Here is a 22,119-nt window from a genome sequence, read left to right as displayed (position 1 = left end):
GCCCTGCTCGGGACAATTGCGGAGTCTTGCTGATTCCGACTCCGAGCTCCTCGGGATGTTCCTTCAGTCGTTTCGCCGAGGCCGCCGCCGATTCCCTGGCAGAGGCCTGGCGAGCAGGCTCAGCTGCGCGGCAGGCCCAGCGCCTGGCCCATGCGCACCGGGCTGCCGGCGACCACGCCTTCGGCCCACTGCACCTGTTGCGGCCCGAACAGCACGATGGCGGTGGAGCCCAGTTTGAAGCGGCCCAGCTCGCCGCCCTTGCTCAGCTCGATGGCGGCGCGGGAGGCTTCGTCGTAATGGGTGGTCTTCAGCTCGCGCTTGGGCGGAGTCACCAGGCCGGCCCAGACCGTCTCGACGCTGGCGACGATCATGGCGCCGACCAGTACCACGGCCATCGGGCCGCGCTCGGTATCGAACAGGCACACCACGCGCTCGTTGCGGGCGAACAGCTCGGGCACGTTCTCCGCGGTGGTCTGGTTGACCGAGAACAGGCGGCCCGGCACGTAGACCATCTCCTTCAGCGTGCCGGCCAGCGGCATGTGCACGCGGTGGTAGTCCTTGGGCGACAGGTAGACGGTGGCGAAGTCACCACCCATGAACGGCGCGGCGCGTTCGGCATCGCCACCGAGCAGTTCCTGCACGCTGAAGCTGTGGCCCTTGGCCTGGAAGCAGCGACCCTGCTCGATCGGGCCGAGCTGGCTGACTGCGCCGTCGGCCGGGCAGAGGATGGCGCCGGGCGTTTCGTCCAACGGGCGGGCGCCATCTTTCAGGGCACGGGTGAAGAAGGCATTGAAGTGCTCGTAGGCGGTCAGCTCCTGGACCTGGGCCTCGGCCATGTTCACCTGGTACTGCTTGGCGAACCAGCCGATCAGGCGATCCTTGAACCAGGCGGCGCGGCACTCGGCGGCGAAGCCGATCAGGCGCGACAGCAGGTGGTGCGGCAGCAGGTACTGGCTGAGGATAAACAGGCGCTCTTTCATCGGTATTCCTTGCATCAATGTTCGATCGGGGTGTCGGGCAGGTTGCCCCATTCGGACCAGGAGCCGGCATAGGCCTTGACTCGCGGATAGCCCAGCGCCTTGGCCACCAGATAGGTGAAGCCGGAGCGGCGATGGGTCTGGCAATGGGTGATCACTTCCTTGTCCTTGGTGATGCCGAGACCTTCCAGTATCTCGGCCATGTCGGCACGGATGCGCAGGCCGCGCTGCGGGTCCATGCCGGCGGTCCACTCAAAGTTGACCGCGCCGGGCACGTGGCCGCCGCGTGCGGCGAGCACCTTCTCGCCGCAGAATTCGGCTGGCGAGCGGGCGTCCCACACCGCCAGGTCGGCTGCGCCCAGGCGGCTCTGCAGATAGTCGCGGCTGGCGGTGGGGCCGTCATGCAGGGTCAGGCTGGCAATGCCTTTCGCGGCCGGCGGAGTCGTCGGGCTCAGTTCGCGGCCCTCGCCCAGCCAGGCCTGCAGCCCGCCATTGAGGAAGTGGTAGCGACCGTGGCCGATCACGTCGAGCAGCCAGATGAAGCGTCCGGCCCAGCCGCCGCCCTCATCATCGTACACCACGTAGACCGCGTCGGCGTGGTGGCCCAGTTCGCCGAACAGGGCTTCCAGCTGCGCCCGCTCCGGCAGCAGTCCGGGCGCCGGCGGCTGGCCCAGCTGGGTGCGCTTGCTGTCGACCCAGCGGGCGCCGGGTATGTGCCCCTCGGCATAGCGGGCGGCCGGGCTCAGGTCGACCAGGATCAGCTCGGGTGCCTGCAGGCGGGTAGCCAGGTCGGCCGGCTCGATCACCAGCGGCAGGCCGGAGAAGGCGGACATGCGGAGCCTCCGGAAATGGGAAAGGGCGGATTGTAGCGGAAAGGCTAGGTGCCGCGGCGGGCAAAGGTGGCCAGGGCGCGCTCGATGCATTGCACGGTCTTGCCGAACACCTGCAGGGGCGTGGCGCCGATCTCGCCGCCGCCCTGGTCCGCCACCAGCAGCATCACCACCCGGCCATTGCTGGCCAGCGAGCGCAGCAGCAGGTGCTCGCCATCGAACAGGGCCTTGAGCGTCCCCGGCAGTAGGGCCGAGACCTGGGCCAGGTTGGCCGGACTCAGGCGCAGCTGGCCGGGTTCGATCAGCAGGCGGCGCAGCACCTGGCTCTGCGCCGGATCGAGGCGTAGCTGAGCCGCTGCGTCCGGCAAGCCGGCGACCTGCTGGGCCTGCAGACGGCTGTGGGTGCGGTCGGCCAGCAGGATCAGCACCCGCTGCATGCCGCTGGCCTGCAGGGCCTGGCAGGCGCTGTCGGTCAGCTGCAGCACGTTGGCGAATGGCGAGGGTTGGGCCAGGAGCTTGGCGCAGTGTTGCTTCCACAAATCCAGTTGCGGGTTGAGCGCCGGGGCGGGTGCCTGCAGGTCCTTCAGGCGGCAGGCATCCCAGGGCCACAGCAGCGCCTCGGCCGGGTGCCATAGGTCGGGCATTTCGTACTGACGGGCGCTCTGCGCGGCCTGCTGGTGAACCAGTTGCTGCATCTCCGGCAGGGCGACCTGCAGGTACAGCCCGGTCAGGCGCTGCCAGCGCAGGTGGTGCTCGCAGGCCCAGTTGTGGTGGCTGGAGACGGCCAGGCCGTTGGCCAGCAGGATGCTGTTGGCTGGCTGGGTCAGCCAGCGGCGCAGGTTGGTGTCTTCGTCGAGCAGCTGCTGCTGGTGCAGCGGATGCTCGTTGTCGCGGGCGATGTGCAGGGCCTTGACCAGCAGGCGGCGGTCTTCGACCAGCAGGCGATAGCCCTGGACGATCCACTCCGGCATGCGCCAGTGCCGGGCCAGGGCCAGGCACAGCGCCGGCAGCGACACGCCGAGCAGCTCGCGTTCGACCTTGCAGGGCGGCTCGCCGCGGCCGAGCGCGCGGCGCTCCCAGGCCTCGAACAGCTGCGGGTGGGTGGTCACCAGCGGCCACAACGGGGCGAGGAACAGCAGGCTGCCCCAGTGGATTTCCTGCCACAGGCGAGCCAGGCGCCCGGCGAACAGGCCGTTGGCCTGTTGCGCGGCGTGCAGGCTGATCAGCTGCAACTGGCGCAGGGGCAGGGGAATCTGCGCCTCGTCCAGCACCGGCATCTGCTCGAGAAGCGTTTCCGCACGTTTCAGGCCGAGGCGGTTGAGCGCCATCTCCAGGCTCTCGGCCGGTTCGCCGAGGCTGCCGGTATGGCGGTTGGTCTCGCGCAGTACGGCCAGGGCGATGGCCGGGCTGTCCTGCATCTGCTCGGCGATCTCACGCAGGGACTTGCGGCTGTCCTGCAGGGCGCGGCGCACCGTCTCGTGGTGGTGGGCGGCGATGGGCAGGCGCACCTCGTCCAGCTGTTTGAGCCAGGCATCGAGGCTGCGCGGTATGGGCTTGTCTGTGGGCATGCGGGTTGAGCCAAACTGGCTTTTCGCCTTTACTGCCTATAGTCTGGCGCAATACTTCCGATAATTAGAAGGGTTGTTTTACAGAACCCTTTCGACTGACTCTTCAAGCTCAAATTTCCCATGGTCAAGATCATCGGCATCCTGGTTGTTTTCGGCTGCGTTTTCGGCGGTTTCATTCTGTCGGGCGGCAAGTTCATGGCGCTGGTGCATCCCTTCGAGGTGATGATCATTGGCGGTGCCGCCCTGGGGGCCTTTCTCCAGGCCAACCCCGGCAGCGCCTTCATGACCGTGTTCAAGAAGTCGCTGGCGATGTTCAGCAGCCGCTTCACTCATGCCTTCTACCTGGAAGTGCTGAAGCTGCTCTACGAGATCCTCAACAAGAGTCGCCGCGAGGGTATGATGGCCATCGAGGCCGACGTCGAGGACCCCAACGCCAGCCCGATCTTCAGCAAGTACCCGGCCATTCTCAAGGATGCGCAGATGACCGCGTTCATCTGCGATTACCTGCGCATCATGTCCAGTGGCAACATGGCGCCCCACGAGCTGGAAAACCTCTTCGACATGGAGATCACCAGCCTGAAGGAAGAGCTGGAACACCCGGCCCACGCGGTGGCCAAGGTGGCCGACGGCATGCCGGCCATGGGCATCGTGGCGGCGGTGTTGGGCATCGTGATCACCATGTCCATCCTCGCCACCGCCGACAACGCGCAGATCGGCGAGAAGGTGGGTACCGCGCTGGTCGGCACCTTCCTCGGCATTCTCGCCTCCTACGGTTTCTTCGCCCCGCTGGCCGCCGCCCTGGAACATGACGCCAAGGAAGAGCTGAACCTGTACGAATCGATCAAGGCCACTCTGGTGGCGTCCGCCTCCGGCATGCCGCCGACCCTGGCCGTGGAATTCGGTCGCAAGGTCCTGCTGCCGGCGCACCGGCCGAGCTTCAGCGAGCTCGAGCAGGCCATGCGTGGCAACTGAGCCGGGTCGCTAGGTCATGGAGAACAACCAGCCGATACTGGTCAAGCGGGTCAAGAAGGTCGCCGGCGGCCACCACGGTGGCGCCTGGAAGATCGCCTTCGCCGACTTCGCCACGGCTATGATGGCCTTCTTCCTAGTGATGTGGCTGATGTCTTCGGCCACCCCGGAACAGAAGAAGGCCATCTCCGGCTATTTCCAGGACCCCATCGGCTTTACCGAAAGCGCCAGCCCCTATGTCATCGACCTGGGCGGTACGCCGACTCCCGCGCCCGACCGCACCCTCAATCCTGAACTGAAGGATGCTCCGGACGCTGCCGATGCGGCGGTCGATGCCAAGAATGACCAGGCAGAGATGGATGCCAGCCAGGCCGAGACGCTGGCCGAGCAGGTCGAGCGCGAGCGCCTGGAGCTGCTGCTGCAGGAGCTGCAGACCAAGGTCGACGAAGACCCGCAGCTGCAGAAATTCAAGGACCAGATCCTCTTCGAGATCACCCAGGACGGCCTGCGCATCCAGATCATGGATGCCGAGAACCGGCCCATGTTCGACATCGGCAGCGCCCGTCTGCAGCCCTATTTCGAAGACATCCTGCTGATCCTCGCCGAGACCATCAAGGCGGTGCCGAACAAGATCAGCGTCAGCGGCCATACCGACGCCAAGCCCTTCGCCGGCCAGGCCGAGTTCGGTAACTGGGAACTGTCTGCCAACCGCGCTAACGCCGCGCGGCGTACGCTGGTGGCTGGCGGCTACCCGGAGCCACGGGTGGCGCGGGTGGTGGGGTATGCCTCGTCGGCGCTGTTCGATCGCAAGGACCCGTTCAATCCGGTGAACCGCCGCATCGACATCATCGTCCTGACCAAGAAGGCCCAGCGCGCCATCGAGGGCGAGCAGGATGGCGATGGCGCCGCCGAGTCCGCCGAGCCGCCGGCGCCCACCGAGGCAGTGGCGCCTGGCTCGGAACCAGCGGCGCCGGGCGAGCCGGCCCAGGCGGACGAGCTGCGCCAGCGCCTGAACATCTTCGAGGACGGTGCGCTGCAGTTCGACCAGCCCCAGGAATGAAAGAGGCCGCGATCATCGCGGCCTCTTCGTTTTTCGTCTCTATCAATAATCGGGTTCAGGCAGGCTGGCCAGGATGTGCCGGTAGCTGGCCATGCGCTGTGGCTGGATGCGGCCATCTTCCAACGCCTTGAGCAGGGCGCAGCCCGGCTCGCGGTCGTGCTTGCAGTCGCGGAAGCGGCAGGTGCCGAGCAGGTCGCGGAACTCGATGAAGCCGGCTTCTACGTCCTCGCGGCTGACATGGCCGAGGCCGAACTCGCGGATGCCGGGCGAGTCGATCAGCTCGCCGCCGCCGGGGAAGTGGAACAGCCGGGCGGTGGTGGTGGTGTGGGTGCCCTTGCCGGTGACCTCGGACAGCGGTCCGACGCGGGTGTCGACGCCCGGCAGCAGGCTGTTGACCAGCGACGACTTGCCGACCCCGGATTGACCGACGAACACGCTGACATGCCCGTCCAGGCGTGCCCGCAGCTGATCCATGCCGTCGCCTTCGTGAGCCGAAACCTCCAGCAGCGGATAGCCCAGCTGGCGGTAGGTGGTGAGCAGGCCGTTGAGGTGTTCGGAGTTCTCCTCATCGACCAGGTCGGCCTTGTTCAGTAGCAGCTGCGGCTGGATGCCGGCGTGCTCGGCGGCGATCAGGTAGCGGTCGATCAGGTTGGCGTGAGCGTGCGGCAGTGGGGCGAACACGATGACGATCAGGTCGACGTTGCCGGCCACCGGCTTGAGCACGCCACGCATGTCCGGGCGGCACAGCTCGGAAGTGCGCGGCAGCTGGGCGACGATCACCCCGTTGCCCTGGTTGCCGGGGCGCCAGACCACGCGGTCGCCGGTGACCAGCGCGGGCAGGTTGGCGCGCAGGTGGCAGCGTTGTACCTGGCCGGCCAGCTCGCCTTCCAGTGCCTCGACCTCGACCTGCACGCCGAAGTGGGCGATCACCAGGCCGGTCTGTTCCGGGCCCAGGTCGCCACCCTCCAGCTCTTCGAGCAGGCGCGACTCGCGCTTGGCGGCACGCGCGGCGCGCTCTTCCTGAACCTTGTCGATGCGCCAGTTCTGCCGGCGGGTGAGTTGGCGTTTGGCCATGGCCTTTCCGATATATAAGAAAACGGCGGCGAGTTTAGCACGGGCCCCGGCTGGCCCTGGCCCCCGGCCTGCTGGTACAACAGGCGCCATGCTCGAACTCCTGCGCTCCCGCTATCCCGCCGTCCTTGCCCTCTTGGCCCAGCTCCTGGCTGTGCTCGGCGTGGCGTTGGCGCTGGTTGTCCTTGCGCAACTGGGTGGCTGGCGCCCGACCCTATGGCAGGCGGCCCTGGGGCAGGGCATGCTGGCGGCCGCCTTGGGCCACTGGCTGGGGCTGCGTCGCTGGTGGCTGCCGCTGAATCTGGCCTTCGTTCCCGGGTTGCTGGCGCTGCAGAGTCGCGAGTGGCCGGCCTGGTGGTTCCTCGCCGCCTTCGTCCTGCTGCTGCTGATCAACTGGAACAGCTTCCGCGAGCGGGTGCCGCTCTACCTGAGTGGCGCGCGCACGCGTCAGTGCCTGAGCGAGCGGCTGGCTGGGCTGCCGGCGGATTTCCGTTTCGTCGACCTGGGTTGCGGTCTGGGTGGCACCCTGGCGCAGCTGGCGCGCGACTACCCGCAGGCGCGTCTGATGGGCGTGGAGACGGCGCCGCTGGTGTTCCTGCTGGCCTGGTTGCGCTGCCTGCCCTATCGCCATTGCCAGGTGCGCTACCGCAGCCTGTGGCAGGAAGACCTGGCCGCCTACGACGCCGTGTACTGCTTCCTCTCGCCGGCGCCCATGGCCGAGCTATGGGCCAAGGCGCGCCGCGAGATGCGCCCCGGCAGCCTGCTGATCAGCAATAGCTTCGATATTCCGGGGGTGGTGCCCGGCGAGATCATCGAGCTGAGCGACTGGCGCAGTTCGCGACTGCTGCTCTGGCACCTCTGAGCGGCTAAACTGGCGCCAATCTAGAAGGAGCCGAACTCATGCCGCAGAACCCCAACAACCTGATCTGGATCGACCTGGAGATGACCGGGCTGGAGCCGGAGCGGGACGTGATCATCGAGATGGCCACCATCGTCACCGACAGCGAGCTGAACATCCTCGCCGAGGGCCCGGTGATCGCTGTGCACCAGAGCGACGAGCTACTGGCCGGCATGGACGAGTGGAACACCCGCACCCATGGCGAGAGCGGTCTGACCAAGCGCGTGCGCGAGAGCAAGATCGGCCCGGCCGAGGCCGAGGCGCAGACCATCGCCTTCCTCGAGCAGTGGGTGCCGAAGGGCAAGTCGCCGATCTGTGGCAACAGCATCGGCCAGGACCGCCGCTTCCTCTACAAGTACATGCAGAACTTGGAAGCCTACTTCCACTACCGCTACCTGGACGTGTCGACCCTGAAGATCCTCGCCGGCATGTGGGCGCCGCACGTCAAGGACTCGTTCCAGAAGCAGGGCGCCCACCAGGCGCTGGACGATATCCGCGAGTCCATCGCCGAGCTCAAGCACTATCGTCAGCACTTCCTCAAGGTCTGACCGCAAACGAAAAGGCCCTCCTAGTGCGAGCCTTTTTCATGGTGCCGGGCCAGCGCCCACTCGACATGCTCGCGCACCAGCTCCGATGGGTAGTCGCGGCGCGCCCGCAGGGCCTCAAGCACCGGGATGGTCGAAGGTGCATTGCCCAGTCCCACGGCCAGGTTGCGCAGCCAGCGCTCGTAGCCGGCGCGACGCAGCGGCGAGCCTTCGGTGCGGGTCAGGAACTCCTCTTCGCTCCACAGAAACAGCTCGGCCAGCGAGCTATTGTCCAGGCCATGGCGCGGCTGGAAGTCACCTTGCTCGGTGGGGCGGGCGAAACGGTTCCACGGGCAGACGATCTGGCAGTCGTCGCAGCCGAACACCCGGTTGCCGATCGGTGCGCGCAGTTCCTCGGGAATCGGGCCCTTCAGTTCGATGGTCAGGTAGGAAATGCAGCGCCGCGCATCCAGCACATAGGGGTCGACGAAGGCGTTGGTTGGGCATACGTCCAGGCAGGCGCTGCAGCGCCCACAGTGCTCGGTCACGTGTGGCGCATCCACCGGCAGCGGCAGGTCGACGAACAGTTCGCCAAGGAAGAACCAGCTGCCGGCCTTGCGGTTGAGCACCAGGGTGTTCTTGCCGATCCAGCCGAGCCCGGCCTTCTCGGCGATGGCCTTCTCCAGCACCGGGGCGCTGTCGACGAAGGCGCGATGGCCGAACGGGCCGACGACTCCCTGGATGCGTTCGGCCAGCTGCTGCAGGCGCTTGCGGATCAGCTTGTGGTAGTCGCGACCCAGGGCATAGCGCGACACATAGGCCTGCTCCGGCTGGGCCAGTCGCTCGGTCATCTGGGTGTCGCCGGGCAGGTAATCCATGCGCAGCGACACCACCCGCAAGGTGCCTGGCACCAGCTCGTCCGGGTGCGAGCGCTTGCTGCCATGGGCGGCCATGTAGTCCATCTCGCCCTGGTAGCCGGCGTCCAGCCAGCGTTGCAGGTGCTGCTCGTGTTCACCCAGTTCGACATCGGCGATGCCGACCTGTTGAAAACCCAGCTCGCGGCCCCAGTCCTTGATGGACTGCGCCAGTTGAGCGAGGTCGAGGGTCGAATCGGGCATGACGGGACGGCAGGGCAGGGGAGATGGGTATAATTCTGCCAGACCTCGCCCGAATCGCCGAACCATGCCTGTCAGTCACGACCTGCCCCTTCCTCTCTATAGCGCCGCTCAGGCGCGCGAACTGGATGCCCGCCTGATCGCCGCCGGCACGCCCGGCTTCGAGCTGATGCAGCGCGCCGCCCATGCCGCCTGGCGCGCGCTGCGCCAGCGCTGGCCGCAGGCCGGGGAAATCACCGTGCTGGCCGGGGCCGGCAACAATGCCGGCGACGGCTATTTGGTAGCCGAGCTGGCGCAGAAGTCCGGCTGGGCCGTGCGGGTGCTGGCCGTCGCTGCGCCGGAGAAGCTGAGCGGCGATGCCGCTGCGGCTCGCGATGCGGCGCAGGCGGCCGGCGTCGTCTTGGATGGCTGGAGCGACGGCAGCGAGCTGCGCGGCGTGCTGGTCGATGGGCTGCTGGGCACCGGCTTCAAGGGCGACCTGCGTCCGCCCTACGACTCCGCCGTCGAGGCGATCAATGCTTCCGGCCTGCCGGTGCTGGCGCTGGACCTGCCCTCTGGCCTGTGTGCCGATACCGGGCGAGTGGCCGAGCAGGCGGTACGCGCCGATCTGACCCTCAGCTTTATCGGATTGAAACTCGGCCTGTTCACCGGCGATGCGCCGGACTGGGTGGGCGAGCTGCTGTTCGACGACCTGCAGGCCGATCCGCAGCTGGTCGCCCGGCAGCCCTGCGTGGCCATGCGTCTGGCCGGTGCTGCGTTGCCGCAGCCGGCGCCGCGTGCCCGTACCGCGCACAAGGGCCAGTTCGGTCATGTGCTGGTGATTGGCGGCGACCGTGGCTTTGGTGGCGCCGCCCTGCTCAGCGCCGAGAGCGCCCTGCGTGCCGGTGCCGGCCTGGTGTCCCTGGCGACTCGCCCGGAGCATGTGGCGGCCAGCCTGGCGCGCCTGCCGGAAGTGATGTGTCAGGCCAGCGAATCCACCTATCAGCTGCCCGGCCTGTGCGAGCGCGCTAATGTGCTGGTGGTCGGTCCCGGTCTCGGTCAGCGCGCCTGGGGGCGCAGCCTGCTCAGCGCGGCGGCGGCCAGCCCGCGGCCGCAGGTGTGGGACGCCGATGCGCTGAATCTGCTGACGGATGGCGCTGTGACCTTGCCGGCCGACAGCGTGATCACCCCGCATCCGGGCGAGGCCGGTCGACTGCTCGGGCGTTCGACGGCCGAGGTGCAGTTCGATCGCCCTGCCGCGGCACTGGCGCTGGCGCAGAAGTATCAGGCGGTGGTGGTGCTCAAGGGCGCCGGCAGCCTGGTCGCCGCGCCGGATGGTCGCCTGCGCCTGTGTGACCGCGGTCATCCGGCCATGGCCACCGCCGGCCTGGGCGATGTGCTGGCCGGCCTGATCGGCGCGTTGCGCGGCCAGGGCCTGGACACCTTCGACGCCGCCTGTCTTGGCGTCTGGCTGCACGCCTGTGCCGGCCAGCGGCTCGGCGACCTGGGCCGCGGCCTGGCGGCCAGCGATCTGATTCCGACCATTCGTCAGTTGTTGCAGGAGCATGCACCGTGTCTAAGGTGACCCCGTCGAAGGCGACCCCGCCAGAAGTGACCCTCTATGCCGAGGGCGAAAACGCCATGTGCGAGCTGGGTGCCCGCATCGCCCAGGCGACCGGCGGTCGCGGCGTGATCTACTTGCACGGCGATCTGGGCGCCGGCAAGACCACCCTGTCGCGCGGCATCCTGCGTGGCCTGGGGCATGGCGGGGCGGTGAAGAGCCCGACCTTCACCCTGGTCGAGCCCTACGAGCTGGGCGAGCTGCGGGTGTTCCACTTCGACCTGTATCGCCTGGCCGACCCGGAAGAGCTGGAGTTCCTCGGCATCCGCGACTACTTCGAGGGTGACGCGCTGTGCCTGATCGAGTGGCCGCAGCGCGGCGCCGGCGTTTTGCCAAAGGCGGACCTGGACATTACCATTAGCCCGCAAGGAGTCGGCCGCGCGCTGCAGTTGCAGCCACATAGCGCGCGAGCCGAGGCGTGGTGTGCTGCCTTATAAGAGTTTGTAAATAAAAATGGGGAAGGCTATGCGCATGCGTGCGCTGTTTGGCGGGATCGGGGTAATGCTGGCCGCGCTGGCTGCCGATGTACTGGCCGCCACGGAAATCCGCAGCGTGCGGCTGTGGCGTGCCCCGGATAACACGCGCCTGGTCTTCGACCTGTCCGGCCCGGTGCAGCACAGCGTGTTCACCCTGGCCGCACCCAATCGCATCGTCATCGACGTCAACGGCGCCCTGCTTTCCACCAAGCTGGAGCAGCTGTCGCTGAGCAATACCCCGATCACCGGTATCCGTTCGGCCCAGCGCTCGCCCACGGATCTGCGCCTGGTCCTCGACCTGTCCGCCACCGTGACGCCGAAGAGCTTCAGCCTGGCGCCCAACCAGCAGTACGGCCATCGCCTGGTGGTCGACCTGTTCGACCAGGAAGCCGGCGCGGCGCCCAGCGTGCCCCAGGCACCGCAGGTCAACTCGCCCAACGTCGCCAGCAATCCGCCTCCCGTGGTCGCGGCGCCTGGCGCCGCGCCGGCCAAGCTGCCGCCGGTGCCGGGCGGCAAGCGCGATATCGTCATTGCCATCGACGCCGGCCATGGCGGCGAGGACCCCGGTGCCCTCGGCCCGGGGCGCAAGATCTTCGAGAAGAGCGTGACCTTGGCCATCGCCAAGGAGCTGCAGCGGCAGATCAATGCCGAAAAGGGCTTCCGTGGCGAGCTGGTGCGGACCGGCGACTACTTCATTCCCCTGCGCAAGCGCACCGAGATCGCCCGCAAGAAGGGCGCCGACCTGTTCGTCTCCATCCACGCCGACGCCGCGCCGCGTGCCGCCGCCTTCGGCGCCTCGGTATATGCGCTGTCCGACCGTGGTGCGACTTCCGAAACTGCGCGCTGGCTGGCCGATAGCGAGAACCAGTCCGACCTGATCGGCGGCGCCGGCAGCGTCAGCTTGGACGACAAGGATCGCGTGCTGGCCGGCGTGCTGCTCGACCTGTCGATGACCGCCTCGCTGTCGTCCAGCCTCAATGTGGGGCAGAAGGTGCTGAGCAACATGGGCAGCATCACCTCGCTACACAAGCGCCGGGTCGAACAGGCCGGGTTCATGGTGCTGAAGTCGCCGGACATTCCGTCGATCCTGGTTGAGACCGGCTTCATCTCCAACCCCAACGAGGCGAAGAAGCTGTCCACCGTGGCTCACCAGCAGGCCCTGGCGCGCTCGATCACCGCGGGTGTGCGGCAGTTCTTCCAGCAGAACCCGCCGCCGGGCACCTACATCGCCATGCTGCGCGACTCCGGCAAGATCGCCGCCGGCCCGCGCGAGCATGTGGTCAGCTCCGGCGAGAGCCTAGCGCTGATCGCCCAGCGCTATCAGGTCAGCCTGGCGTCGCTGCGCAGCGCCAATTCGCTGAAGAACGACACCATCAAGGTCGGCCAGACCCTCAGCATCCCGGCGACCGCCCTGGCGGCCCAGCCATGAGCGAGTTGCGTCGCATCCAGCTGCTGAGTCCGCGGCTGGCGAACCAGATCGCCGCCGGCGAGGTGGTCGAACGTCCCGCCTCGGTGATCAAGGAGTTGCTGGAGAACAGCCTGGACGCCGGCGCCCGGCGGGTCGACGTGGAGGTCGAGCAGGGCGGCATCAAGCTATTGCGGGTGCGCGACGACGGCGGCGGCATTCCCGCCGACGATCTGCCGCTGGCCCTGGCGCGCCACGCCACCAGCAAGATCCGCGAGCTGGAAGACCTGGAGGCGGTCTGCAGCCTCGGCTTCCGCGGCGAGGCCCTGGCTTCGATCAGCTCGGTGGCGCGCCTGACCATGACTTCGCGCACCGCCGACGCCGAGCAGGCCTGGCAGGTGGAGACCGAAGGACGCGACATGGAGGCGCGGGTGCAGCCCGCGGCGCACCCGGTCGGAACCTCGGTGGAAGTGCGCGACCTGTTCTTCAATACCCCCGCGCGACGCAAGTTCCTGCGTGCGGAAAAGACCGAATTCGACCACCTGCAGGAAGTCATCAAGCGCCTGGCCCTGGCCCGCTTCGACGTGGCCTTCCACCTGCGCCACAACGGCAAGACGGTGTTCGCCCTGCACGAGGCGCCGGACGCCATCAGTCGCGCGCGCCGCGTGGCCAGCGTCTGTGGCCCGGCCTTCCTCGAGCAGGCGCTGCCGATCGAGGTCGAGCGCAGCGGCCTGCGCCTGTGGGGCTGGGTCGGCCTGCCGACTTTCTCGCGCAGCCAGGCGGACCTGCAGTATTTCTACGTCAATGGCCGCATGGTGCGCGACAAGCTGGTCGCCCACGCCGTGCGCCAGGCCTATCGCGACGTGCTGTTCAACGGCCGTCACCCGACCTTCGTGCTGTTCCTCGAGATCGATCCGGGCGTGGTCGATGTCAATGTGCACCCGACCAAGCACGAGGTGCGTTTCCGCGACAGCCGCATGGTTCACGACTTCCTCTACGGCACCCTGCACCGGGCGCTGGGCGAAGTGCGCCCGGAGGATCAGTTGGCGGCGCCTGCAGCCGTGCAGCAGATGGTTCGCCCCAGCGGCCTGGCCGCCGGCGAGTTCGGCCCCCAGGGCGAGATGGGCCTGGCGGCCCAGATGCTGGAGCAGCCGGTGGCGCAAGTGTCGGTCTGGCGTTCGCCAGGCGCCGGCTACCAGGCGCCGCGCAGCGAGCCGGCGGTGCCGGCGGCCGAGGCCCAGGGCGCTTATCGCGAGTACTTCGCGCCGTTGCCCGAGTCCCAGGCGCCGGTTGGCCTGCCACAGAGCCAGGGCGATATCCCGCCGCTGGGCTATGCGCTGGCGCAGCTCAAGGGCGTGTACATCCTCGCCGAGAACGCCATCGGTCTGGTGCTGGTGGACATGCATGCGGCCCACGAGCGCATCACCTACGAGCGCCTGAAGACCGCCATGGCCAGTGAAGGCCTGCGCGGCCAGCCGCTGCTGGTGCCGGAATCCATTGCCCTGAGTCAGCGCGAGGCCGATTGCGCCGAGGAGCATGGCCAGTGGTTCCGGCGCCTGGGCTTCGAGCTGCAGCGCCTGGGCGAGGAAAGCCTGGCGATCCGCCAGATCCCGGCGCTGCTCAAGCAGGCCGAGGCCACCCAGCTGGTGCGCGATGTGCTTGCCGATCTGCTGGAATACGGCACCAGCGACCGTATCCAGGCCCATCTCAACGAGTTGCTGGCGACCATGGCCTGCCATGGCGCCGTGCGCGCCAACCGGCGCCTGACCCTGCCGGAGATGAACGCCCTGCTGCGCGACATGGAGCACACCGAGCGCAGTGGCCAGTGCAACCACGGTCGCCCGACCTGGACGCAGCTGGGTATGGACGATCTCGACAAGCTGTTCCTGCGCGGCCGCTGAGGCCGCGACTCTGCCATGACTGAGCGCCTGCCTCCCGCCATCTTTCTGATGGGGCCGACTGCTTCCGGCAAGACCGATCTGGCCCTGGCGCTCGCCGACGAGCTGCCCTGCGAGCTGATCAGCGTCGACTCGGCGCTGATCTACCGCGACATGGACATCGGTACGGCCAAGCCGGACAAGGCCACGCTGGAGCGCTATCCGCACCGGCTGGTGGATATTCGTGACCCGGCCGAGAGCTACTCCGCCGCCGAATTCCGTGCCGACGCCCTGGCCGCCATGGCGGAAATCACCGCGCGCGGGCGCATTCCGCTGCTGGTCGGCGGCACCATGCTGTATTACAAGGCGTTGCTGGAGGGGTTGGCGGATATGCCCAGTGCCGATCCGGCGGTGCGTGCAGAGCTGGAGGCCTGGGCCGCCGCCGAGGGTTGGGAGGCGCTGCACCGGGAGCTGGCGCGGGTCGATCCGCAGTCCGCGGCGCGCATTCACCCCAATGACCCGCAGCGCCTCACCCGGGCCCTGGAGGTATATCGGGTCAGCGGCCTCAGCATGAGCGTGCACCGTGAGCGCCAAACGGCTCAAAATAGCGGTCCAGAGGCGCCTGGCGCGGGGCAATTGCCTTATACTGTCGCGCAATTCGCCATTGCTCCCGAGCGGCGCCAGGTGCTCCACGAGCGGATCGCTCGCCGATTTCACCTGATGCTGGAACAGGGCTTTGTCGAAGAGGTCGAAGCGCTGCGCCTGCGGGGCGACCTGCACGCGGGGCTGCCATCGATCCGTGCGGTGGGCTATCGACAGGTATGGGATTACCTGGAAGGTGGCCTGAACCGCGAGGAAATGACGGAACGGGGAATCATCGCCACGCGTCAGCTGGCCAAGCGCCAGTTCACCTGGCTACGCGGCTGGGAAAACCTGCATTGGCTGGACAGCCTGGCCAGTGACAATCTGATGCGTACCTTGAAATACCTGAGGGCGGTCTCCATATTGTGATGAGACCCGTCTATTCGCCGTCTATCCTTGGCTTTTGAGGCTTATACGGCATAAGCCATCTTTGCTTTACTACATTTGACCCTTAAGGAGTGCGGCACATGTCAAAAGGGCATTCGCTACAAGACCCTTACCTGAATACCCTGCGTAAGGAACGCGTACCGGTTTCTATCTATCTGGTGAACGGCATCAAGCTGCAGGGCCAGATCGAATCCTTCGACCAGTTCGTGATTTTGCTGAAGAACACTGTCAGCCAGATGGTCTACAAGCACGCCATTTCCACCGTGGTGCCGAGCCGTCCGGTGCGCCTGCCTAGTGCCACTGAAGGCGAGCAGGTCGAGCCGGGCAACGCCTGATAGGAGCCTGACTTGTTCTTCGAGCGTCACGGCGGTGGTGAACGGGCCATCCTTGTCCATCTGGAAGGCAGCAACCCCGAGGCGGCCGAAGACCCGCAGGAGTTTCAGGATCTGGCGTTGTCGGCGGGTGCCGACATGGTGGCTCTGGTCACCGTGTCGCGGCACATGCCTACCGCCAAGTTCCTGATCGGCAGCGGCAAGGTCGAGGAGTTGCGTGACCTGGTCAAGGCCGAAGAGGCCGAGCTGGTCATCTTCAACCACACCCTCACGCCCAGTCAGGAGCGCAACCTCGAGCGCGTCTTCGAGTGTCGTGTGCTCGACCGTACCGGCTTGATTCTCGACATCTTCGCCCAGCGCGCCCGTACCCACGAGGGCAAGCTGCAGGTCGAACTCGCGCAGCTGGATCACATGAGCACGCGCCTGGTGCGCGGCTGGACCCACCTCGAGCGGCAGAAGGGCGGTATCGGCCTGCGCGGTCCGGGTGAAACCCAGCTGGAAACCGACCGCCGCCTGCTGCGCGTGCGCATTCGCCAGATCAAGCAGAAGCTGGAGAAGGTGCGCAGCCAGCGCGAGCAGGCTCGTCGCGGCCGCCGGCGCGCGGATATTCCTTCCGTTTCCCTGGTCGGCTACACCAACGCCGGCAAGTCCACCCTGTTCAACGCGCTGACCACTTCCGAGGTCTACGCCGCCGATCAGTTGTTCGCCACCCTCGACCCGACCCTGCGCCGGCTGGAGCTGGACGATCTGGGGCCGGTGGTGCTGGCCGACACGGTGGGCTTCATTCGCCACCTGCCACACAAGCTGGTGGAGGCGTTCCGCGCCACCCTGGAAGAATCGAGCAGCTCCGACCTCCTGCTGCACGTGATCGACTCCCACGAGCCGGAACGTGACCAGCAGATCGAACAGGTCATGGCGGTGCTGGGCGAGATCGGTGCCAACGAGCTGCCGATGCTCGAGGTATACAACAAGATCGATCTGGTCGAAGGCGTCGAGCCGCAGATTCAGCGCGATGGCGACGGCAAGCCCGAACGGGTATGGCTGTCGGCACGCGATGGCAAGGGTCTGGAGCTGCTGCGCCAGGCGGTCGCCGAGTTGCTCGGCGAGGATCTGTTTGTCGGCACCCTGCGACTACCGCAGCGCCTGGGGCGCCTGCGCGCGCAGTTCTTCGCGCTGAACGCGGTGCAGAGCGAGGCGCATGACGAGGCGGGCGACACCCTGCTGGCGATCCGCCTGCCGCGCGCCGAGCTCAATCGCCTGGTCAGCCGCGAGGGTTTGAAGCCGCAGGACTTCCTCGCGCAACACACTTTGCAATAAAGCCCGAGCCGCTGTTTTTGCGGCGGCTCGGGGGCTTTCGGTAGCATGGGCCGGCGCGCCGTGGGCGCGTCTTCGCTTTATTTGATGGAGAGCGCTATGGCTTGGAATGAGCCGGGTGGCAACTCGAACAACCAGGATCCCTGGGGCGGCCGCAAAGGCGGTGGACGCCAGGGCCCGCCTGACCTCGACGAAGCCTTCCGCAAGCTGCAGGAGAGCCTCAACGGCATCTTGGGCGGTAAAAAACGTGACAGTGACGGCCAAGGCGGCGGTTGGGGCATCCTCCTGATCGGCGCGGCGCTGCTGTTCGCGGTCTGGCTGTGGAATGCCATCTACATCGTCGATGCCCAGGAGCAGGCAGTGGTTCTGCGCCTCGGCAAGTACCATGAGACGGTCGGCCAGGGTCTGAACATCTACTTCCCGCCGATCGACAAGAAATTCCAGGAGAACGTGACTCGCGAGCGCTCCTTCTCCAAGGAAGGGCAGATGCTCACCGAGGACGAGAACATCGTCGAAGTGCCGCTGACCGTCCAGTACAAGATCAGCAATCTCAAGGACTTCGTGCTCAATGTCGACACTCCCGAGATGAGTCTGCAGCACGCCACCGAGAGCGCCCTGCGCCACGTCGCCGGCTCCACCTCGATGGATGAGGTGATCACCCTCGGCCGCGAGCAAATGGGGCTGGAGGTCAGCAAGCGTCTGCAGGATTTCCTCGACAACTACGGCACCGGTATCACCGTCACCCAGGTCAACATCCAGCGCGCCACGGCTCCGGCCGAAGTCAAGGATGCCTTCGACGACGTGATCCGCGCCCGTGAAGACGAGCAGCGCGAGAAGAACCAGGCCGAGACCTACGCCAACGGCGTGGTGCCCGAGGCTCGTGGTCAGGCCCAGCGCATCATCGAGGACGCCAATGGCTACCGCGATGAAGTGGTGGCCCGTGCCCAGGGTGAGGCCGATCGCTTCACCAAGCTGCTGACCGAATACCGCAAGGCGCCGGAAGTGACCCGCCAGCGCCTGTATCTCGACACCATGCAGCAGGTCTTCAGCAGTACCAGCAAGGTGCTGGTGACCGGCAAGGAAGGGCAGAACAACCTGCTCTATCTGCCACTGGATAAGATGATCGACAGTCGCGGTGGTGCTGCTGCCAACGCTTCGGGCGCGTCTAGCGCCAGTGGCGAGGCCGGTGCCCGCATCATCAATAACGTCGAGCGTGGCGATCTGCGCACCAGGGAGAGCCGCTGATGAGCAATAAATCGCTGTTTGCCCTGATTGCCGGGGTGGTGGTCGCCGTTCTGGCATGGAACAGCCTGTACATCGTCACCCAGACTGAGAAGGCTGTGCTGCTGCAGTTCGGTAAGATCCAGGTGGCCGACGTGCCGCCGGGTCTGCACGTCAAGGTTCCGGTGATGAACCAGGTGCGCAAGTTCGACGCCCGTCTGCTGACCCTGGAATCGCCGATCCAGCGCGTGCTGACCCTGGAGAAGAAGGCGGTGATGGTCGACGCCTACGCCAAATGGCGTGTCGCCGATGCCCAGCGTTACTACACCGCGACCTCCGGCATCCGTCAGATCGCCGACGATCGCCTGTCCCAGCGCCTGATCACCGCGCTGGCCAACCAGTTCGGTACCCGCACCCTGCACGAAGTGGTCTCCGGTGAGCGCGACGCGCTGATGGCGGCCATCACCAAGTCGCTCAACGGCATGGCGCAGAAGGAACTGGGTATCGAGGTGGTGGACGTTCGCGTCAAGGCCATCGATCTGCCGAAAGAGGTCTATCGCAGCGTGTTCGACCGCATGAGTTCGGAGCGTGAGCGCGAGGCCCGCGAGCACCGTGCCAAGGGTCGCGAGCTGGCCGAAGGCATCCGTGCCGACGCCGACCGGCAGAAGCGTGTGATCCTCGCCGAAGCCTATCGCGAAGCCGAGGAAATTCGTGGTGATGGCGACGCCAAGTCCGCCGCCATCTATGCCGGAGCCTACGGCCAGGACGCCGAGTTCTATGCGTTCTACCGCAGCCTGGGCGCTTATCGCGACAGCTTCTCGAGCAAGAGCGATGTGCTGGTGCTGGACCCGGATAGCGAGTTCTTCCGCTATCTGCAGCAGCCCAAGCCCTGACCGAAGGCACCCCGGGGCGGCCGTTCGGCCGTCTCGGGGTGACCTCCGGGTAAAACGTGTTATCATGGGTCAGCCGGGAAAAGCCCGGCTTTTTTGCGTCTGCGGGAATCATGTGGCAGGAACTGGGCATCGCGTTTTGTCTGATGTTGGTGCTGGAAGGCATCCTGCCCTTCCTCTATCCGCGGCGTTGGCGCGGAACGATCGCGCAACTGGCACAGCTGCCCGACCGGCAGCTGCGTCTCATGGGGCTGGCCAGCATGCTGCTGGGGACCACCCTCCTACATCTGCTTCACTGAAGGCTGCCGCCCGTACCGAGAGGGGAATGGCGAAATGGCAACGGTAGACCGCTGGCTGCTGCCAGATGGCATCGAAGAAGTACTGCCGCCGGAAGCGGCACTGATCGAGGCGGCGCGCCGTCAGGTGCTGGATTTGTTCCAGCGCTGGGGCTACGAGTTCGTCGTCACCCCGCACATCGAATACCTCGAGTCCCTGCTCACCGGTGCCGGCCAGGACCTGGATCTGCGCACCTTCAAGGTGACCGATCCGCTGTCCGGACGGCAGATGGGCTTCCGCGCCGACATCACGCCGCAGGTCGCTCGCATGGACGCCCACACTCTGCGTCGCGAAGGCCCGAGCCGCCTGTGCTATGCCGGCAGCGTGCTGCATGCCAAGCCGCGTGCCCTGGCCACCTCGCGCAGCCCGATTCAGCTGGGCGCCGAGCTGTACGGCGACGCCAGCCCGGCCAGCGACGTGGAAGTCATCAGCCTGATGCTCGATACCCTGGCTCTGGCCGGTGTGCCGGATGTGCACATGGACCTCGGTCATGTCGGCATCTATCGCGGCCTGGCCCGCGCCGCCGGCCTGTCCGGCGAGGCCGAGCAGCAGCTGTTCGACGCCTTGCAGCGCAAGGCCGTCGATGAAGTCGACGCGCTCACCGAATCCCTGCAACCGCACCTGGCCAGCATGCTGCGCGCACTGGTCGAGCTGTGCGGCGGTCGCGAAGTGCTGGACCTGGCCCAGGCCTGTCTGGTCGAGGCGCCGGCCGAAGTACATGCCGCACTGGACCAACTGGTAGCCATCGCCGACCAGCTGGAGCTGCGCTACCCCGAGCTGCCGCTGTATTTCGACCTCGGCGAGCTGCGTGGCTACCACTACCACACCGGCGTGGTGTTCGCCGCGTTCGTGCCGGGCGTCGGCCAGTCGATCGCCCAGGGCGGCCGCTACGACGACGTCGGCGGCAATTTCGGTCGGGCGCGCCCGGCCACCGGTTTCTCCACCGATCTGAAGACCCTGGTCACCCTCGGCGACATGCGTGTCGACGAACCGGCCGCCGGGGTCTGGGCGCCGGATCATCATGATCTGTACCTGTGGCAGGCCGTGCAGCGCCTGCGCAGCGAAGGCGTGCGCGTGGTCCAGGCTCTGCCTGGGCAGGATGTAAGTGCGGCGGGCGAGGCGGGCTGTGACCGCCAGCTGCAGCTGCGCGATGGACGTTGGCAGTTGGCGCCGCTGGCGTCCTGATGGTTTTCCGCCGGCCATGGCCGGCATCGAGCTTCCAAAGAGGACAAGTGTTATGGGTAAGAATGTCGTGGTCCTGGGCACCCAGTGGGGTGATGAGGGCAAGGGCAAGATCGTCGATCTGCTGACCGAGCAGGCTGCCGCGGTAGTGCGCTACCAGGGCGGCCACAACGCCGGCCACACGCTGGTGATCGACGGCGAGAAGACCGTGCTGCACCTGATCCCATCCGGCATCCTGCGCGAAGGCGTGCAATGCCTGATCGGCAACGGCGTGGTAGTCGCCCCCGACGCCCTGATGCGTGAGATCACCAAGCTGGAAGAGAAGGGCGTACCGGTGCGCGAGCGCCTGCGCATCAGCCCGTCCTGCCCGCTGATCCTGTCCTACCACGTGGCCCTCGACCAGGCCCGTGAGAAGGCCCGTGGCGACGCCAAGATCGGCACCACCGGTCGCGGCATCGGCCCGGCCTACGAAGACAAGGTGGCCCGTCGCGGCCTGCGCATCGGTGACCTGTTCCACCGCGAGCGCTTCGCCTCCAAGCTGGGCGAGCTGCTGGACTACCACAACTTCGTGCTGGTCAATTACTACAAAGAGCCGGCCATCGACTTCCAGGCCACCCTGGACGAGTGCATGGCGTTCGCCGAGCTGCTGCGCCCGATGATGACCGACGTCACCGCCGACCTGCACGAGCTGCGCCGCGCCGGCAAGGACATCATGTTCGAAGGCGCCCAGGGCTCGCTGCTGGACATCGACCACGGCACCTACCCGTACGTCACCAGCTCCAACACCACCGCCGGCGGCACCGCCACCGGTTCCGGTTTCGGCCCGCTGTACCTCGACTACATCCTCGGTATCACCAAGGCTTACACCACCCGTGTCGGCTCCGGCCCGTTCCCCACCGAGCTGTTCGACGAGACCGGTGCCTTCCTGGCCAAGCGTGGCCACGAGTTCGGTTCCACTACCGGTCGTGCCCGTCGCTGCGGCTGGTTCGATGCCGTGATCCTGCGTCGCGCCATCGAGATCAACAGCATCTCCGGCCTGTGCCTGACCAAGCTGGACGTGCTCGACGGTCTGGACACCATCCGCATCTGCACCGGTTACAACGACGCTCAGGGCAACTTGCTGGTGGACGCGCCGACCGACGCCGACAGCTATATCGGCCTGCAGCCGGTGTACGAGGAAATGCCGGGCTGGAGCGAGTCGACTCTGGGTGCCAAGAGCCTGGAAGAGCTGCCCGCGGCTGCTCGTGCCTACATCAAGCGGGTGGAAGAGTTGGTCGGCGCGCCGATCGACATCATCTCCACCGGCCCGGACCGCAACGAGACCATCGTCCTGCGCCATCCGTTCGCCTGATCCCGCTGTGACGAAAAAGGCCGCTGCGAGCGGCCTTTTTTGTGGGCGATGGAAAAATCGCGGGCAATAAAAAGGCCGGCTTGTGGCCGGCCTT

General features: G+C 66.8%; 21 protein-coding genes. 16 read left to right on the top strand and 5 right to left on the bottom strand.

From position 1 onward, the window contains the following. Window positions 1-119 precede the first annotated feature (119 nt). The 3 genes from asd to OH686_RS09335 are packed head-to-tail and all read right to left on the bottom strand — an operon-like array spanning window position 120 to window position 3,375. The gene (gene asd, locus OH686_RS09345) at window positions 120-986 is read right to left on the bottom strand and encodes an archaetidylserine decarboxylase (RefSeq protein ID WP_289538907.1); all 867 of its coding nucleotides are present in this window, start codon (window positions 984-986) and stop codon (window positions 120-122) included. An 8-nt stretch (window positions 987-994) separates the two neighbouring features. After that, window positions 995-1,810 (bottom strand): rhodanese-like domain-containing protein, encoded by an 816-nt coding sequence (locus OH686_RS09340; protein ID WP_289538013.1) that lies wholly within the window; start codon window positions 1,808-1,810, stop codon window positions 995-997. Window positions 1,811-1,854: 44 nt separating this feature from the next. Continuing rightward, complete coding sequence (locus OH686_RS09335; RefSeq protein WP_289538011.1) at window positions 1,855-3,375, bottom strand: HDOD domain-containing protein; 1,521 nt, start codon at window positions 3,373-3,375, stop codon at window positions 1,855-1,857. Between the two features lie 120 nt (window positions 3,376-3,495). Here OH686_RS09335 and motA point away from each other — a divergent pair, with 120 nt between their 5' ends. Together motA and motB are read left to right on the top strand one after the other, a co-directional pair. Continuing rightward, a complete protein-coding gene (gene motA, locus OH686_RS09330) occupies window positions 3,496-4,347 on the top strand; it encodes a flagellar motor stator protein MotA (RefSeq protein ID WP_289538009.1) in 852 nt (283 codons plus the stop codon). A gap of 16 nt (window positions 4,348-4,363) precedes the next feature. Then, window positions 4,364-5,404 (top strand): flagellar motor protein MotB, encoded by a 1,041-nt coding sequence (motB, locus tag OH686_RS09325; RefSeq protein ID WP_289538008.1) that lies wholly within the window; start codon window positions 4,364-4,366, stop codon window positions 5,402-5,404. Between the two features lie 42 nt (window positions 5,405-5,446). Here motB and rsgA read toward each other — a convergent pair whose 3' ends face one another. Further along, window positions 5,447-6,478, bottom strand: coding sequence for a small ribosomal subunit biogenesis GTPase RsgA (gene rsgA, locus OH686_RS09320; protein ID WP_289538006.1), 1,032 nt, complete (start codon window positions 6,476-6,478; stop codon window positions 5,447-5,449). Between the two features lie 88 nt (window positions 6,479-6,566). Between rsgA and OH686_RS09315 the strand changes: the two genes are divergently transcribed. Both OH686_RS09315 and orn read left to right on the top strand, forming a co-directional pair. After that, window positions 6,567-7,337 (top strand): class I SAM-dependent methyltransferase, encoded by a 771-nt coding sequence (locus tag OH686_RS09315; RefSeq protein WP_289538004.1) that lies wholly within the window; start codon window positions 6,567-6,569, stop codon window positions 7,335-7,337. Between the two features lie 38 nt (window positions 7,338-7,375). Then, window positions 7,376-7,921 (top strand): oligoribonuclease, encoded by a 546-nt coding sequence (gene orn, locus OH686_RS09310; protein WP_289538002.1) that lies wholly within the window; start codon window positions 7,376-7,378, stop codon window positions 7,919-7,921. A 20-nt stretch (window positions 7,922-7,941) separates the two neighbouring features. Here orn and queG read toward each other — a convergent pair whose 3' ends face one another. Further along, window positions 7,942-9,015, bottom strand: coding sequence for a tRNA epoxyqueuosine(34) reductase QueG (queG, locus tag OH686_RS09305; protein WP_289538000.1), 1,074 nt, complete (start codon window positions 9,013-9,015; stop codon window positions 7,942-7,944). A 64-nt stretch (window positions 9,016-9,079) separates the two neighbouring features. Between queG and OH686_RS09300 the strand changes: the two genes are divergently transcribed. The 12 genes from OH686_RS09300 (at window position 9,080) to OH686_RS09245 (ending at window position 22,025) form a co-directional block, all read left to right on the top strand. After that, window positions 9,080-10,576 (top strand): NAD(P)H-hydrate dehydratase, encoded by a 1,497-nt coding sequence (locus OH686_RS09300; RefSeq protein ID WP_289537997.1) that lies wholly within the window; start codon window positions 9,080-9,082, stop codon window positions 10,574-10,576. 56 nt (window positions 10,577-10,632) lie between these two features. Then, the gene (gene tsaE, locus OH686_RS09295; protein ID WP_289538904.1) at window positions 10,633-11,049 is read left to right on the top strand and encodes a tRNA (adenosine(37)-N6)-threonylcarbamoyltransferase complex ATPase subunit type 1 TsaE; all 417 of its coding nucleotides are present in this window, start codon (window positions 10,633-10,635) and stop codon (window positions 11,047-11,049) included. Window positions 11,050-11,065: 16 nt separating this feature from the next. After that, on the top strand, window positions 11,066-12,517 hold the full coding sequence (locus tag OH686_RS09290) for an N-acetylmuramoyl-L-alanine amidase (protein WP_289537995.1): 1,452 nt from the start codon (window positions 11,066-11,068) through the stop codon (window positions 12,515-12,517). Beyond that, window positions 12,514-14,394, top strand: coding sequence for a DNA mismatch repair endonuclease MutL (gene mutL / locus OH686_RS09285; protein ID WP_289537993.1), 1,881 nt, complete (start codon window positions 12,514-12,516; stop codon window positions 14,392-14,394). Before OH686_RS09290 ends, mutL begins: the two co-directional genes overlap by 4 nt. 15 nt (window positions 14,395-14,409) lie before the next feature. Continuing rightward, window positions 14,410-15,381: a tRNA (adenosine(37)-N6)-dimethylallyltransferase MiaA gene (gene miaA, locus OH686_RS09280; protein ID WP_289537991.1), complete on the top strand. Its 972-nt coding sequence runs from the start codon at window positions 14,410-14,412 to the stop codon at window positions 15,379-15,381. Window positions 15,382-15,479: 98 nt separating this feature from the next. Further along, the gene (gene hfq, locus OH686_RS09275; RefSeq protein ID WP_021701802.1) at window positions 15,480-15,734 is read left to right on the top strand and encodes an RNA chaperone Hfq; all 255 of its coding nucleotides are present in this window, start codon (window positions 15,480-15,482) and stop codon (window positions 15,732-15,734) included. A 12-nt stretch (window positions 15,735-15,746) separates the two neighbouring features. After that, the gene (hflX, locus tag OH686_RS09270) at window positions 15,747-17,048 is read left to right on the top strand and encodes a ribosome rescue GTPase HflX (protein WP_289537989.1); all 1,302 of its coding nucleotides are present in this window, start codon (window positions 15,747-15,749) and stop codon (window positions 17,046-17,048) included. 96 nt (window positions 17,049-17,144) lie between these two features. After that, window positions 17,145-18,290 carry an FtsH protease activity modulator HflK gene (gene hflK, locus OH686_RS09265; RefSeq protein ID WP_289537987.1) on the top strand — a complete coding sequence of 382 codons (1,146 nt, stop codon included), beginning with the start codon at window positions 17,145-17,147 and terminating at the stop codon, window positions 18,288-18,290. Next, window positions 18,290-19,159 carry a protease modulator HflC gene (gene hflC / locus OH686_RS09260; RefSeq protein WP_289537985.1) on the top strand — a complete coding sequence of 290 codons (870 nt, stop codon included), beginning with the start codon at window positions 18,290-18,292 and terminating at the stop codon, window positions 19,157-19,159. Before hflK ends, hflC begins: the two co-directional genes overlap by 1 nt. A 110-nt stretch (window positions 19,160-19,269) precedes the next feature. Further along, window positions 19,270-19,455: a DUF2065 domain-containing protein gene (locus OH686_RS09255; RefSeq protein ID WP_289537983.1), complete on the top strand. Its 186-nt coding sequence runs from the start codon at window positions 19,270-19,272 to the stop codon at window positions 19,453-19,455. Between the two features lie 34 nt (window positions 19,456-19,489). Then, complete coding sequence (locus tag OH686_RS09250) at window positions 19,490-20,677, top strand: ATP phosphoribosyltransferase regulatory subunit (protein WP_137975072.1); 1,188 nt, start codon at window positions 19,490-19,492, stop codon at window positions 20,675-20,677. 52 nt (window positions 20,678-20,729) lie between these two features. Continuing rightward, complete coding sequence (locus OH686_RS09245; RefSeq protein ID WP_289537980.1) at window positions 20,730-22,025, top strand: adenylosuccinate synthase; 1,296 nt, start codon at window positions 20,730-20,732, stop codon at window positions 22,023-22,025. The last annotated feature ends 94 nt before the right edge of the window (window positions 22,026-22,119 follow it).

Source organism: Pseudomonas sp. SO81 (genome assembly GCF_030374125.1).
Classification (GTDB): domain Bacteria; phylum Pseudomonadota; class Gammaproteobacteria; order Pseudomonadales; family Pseudomonadaceae; genus Aquipseudomonas.
This window is presented reverse-complemented; position numbering and strand designations above follow the sequence as displayed.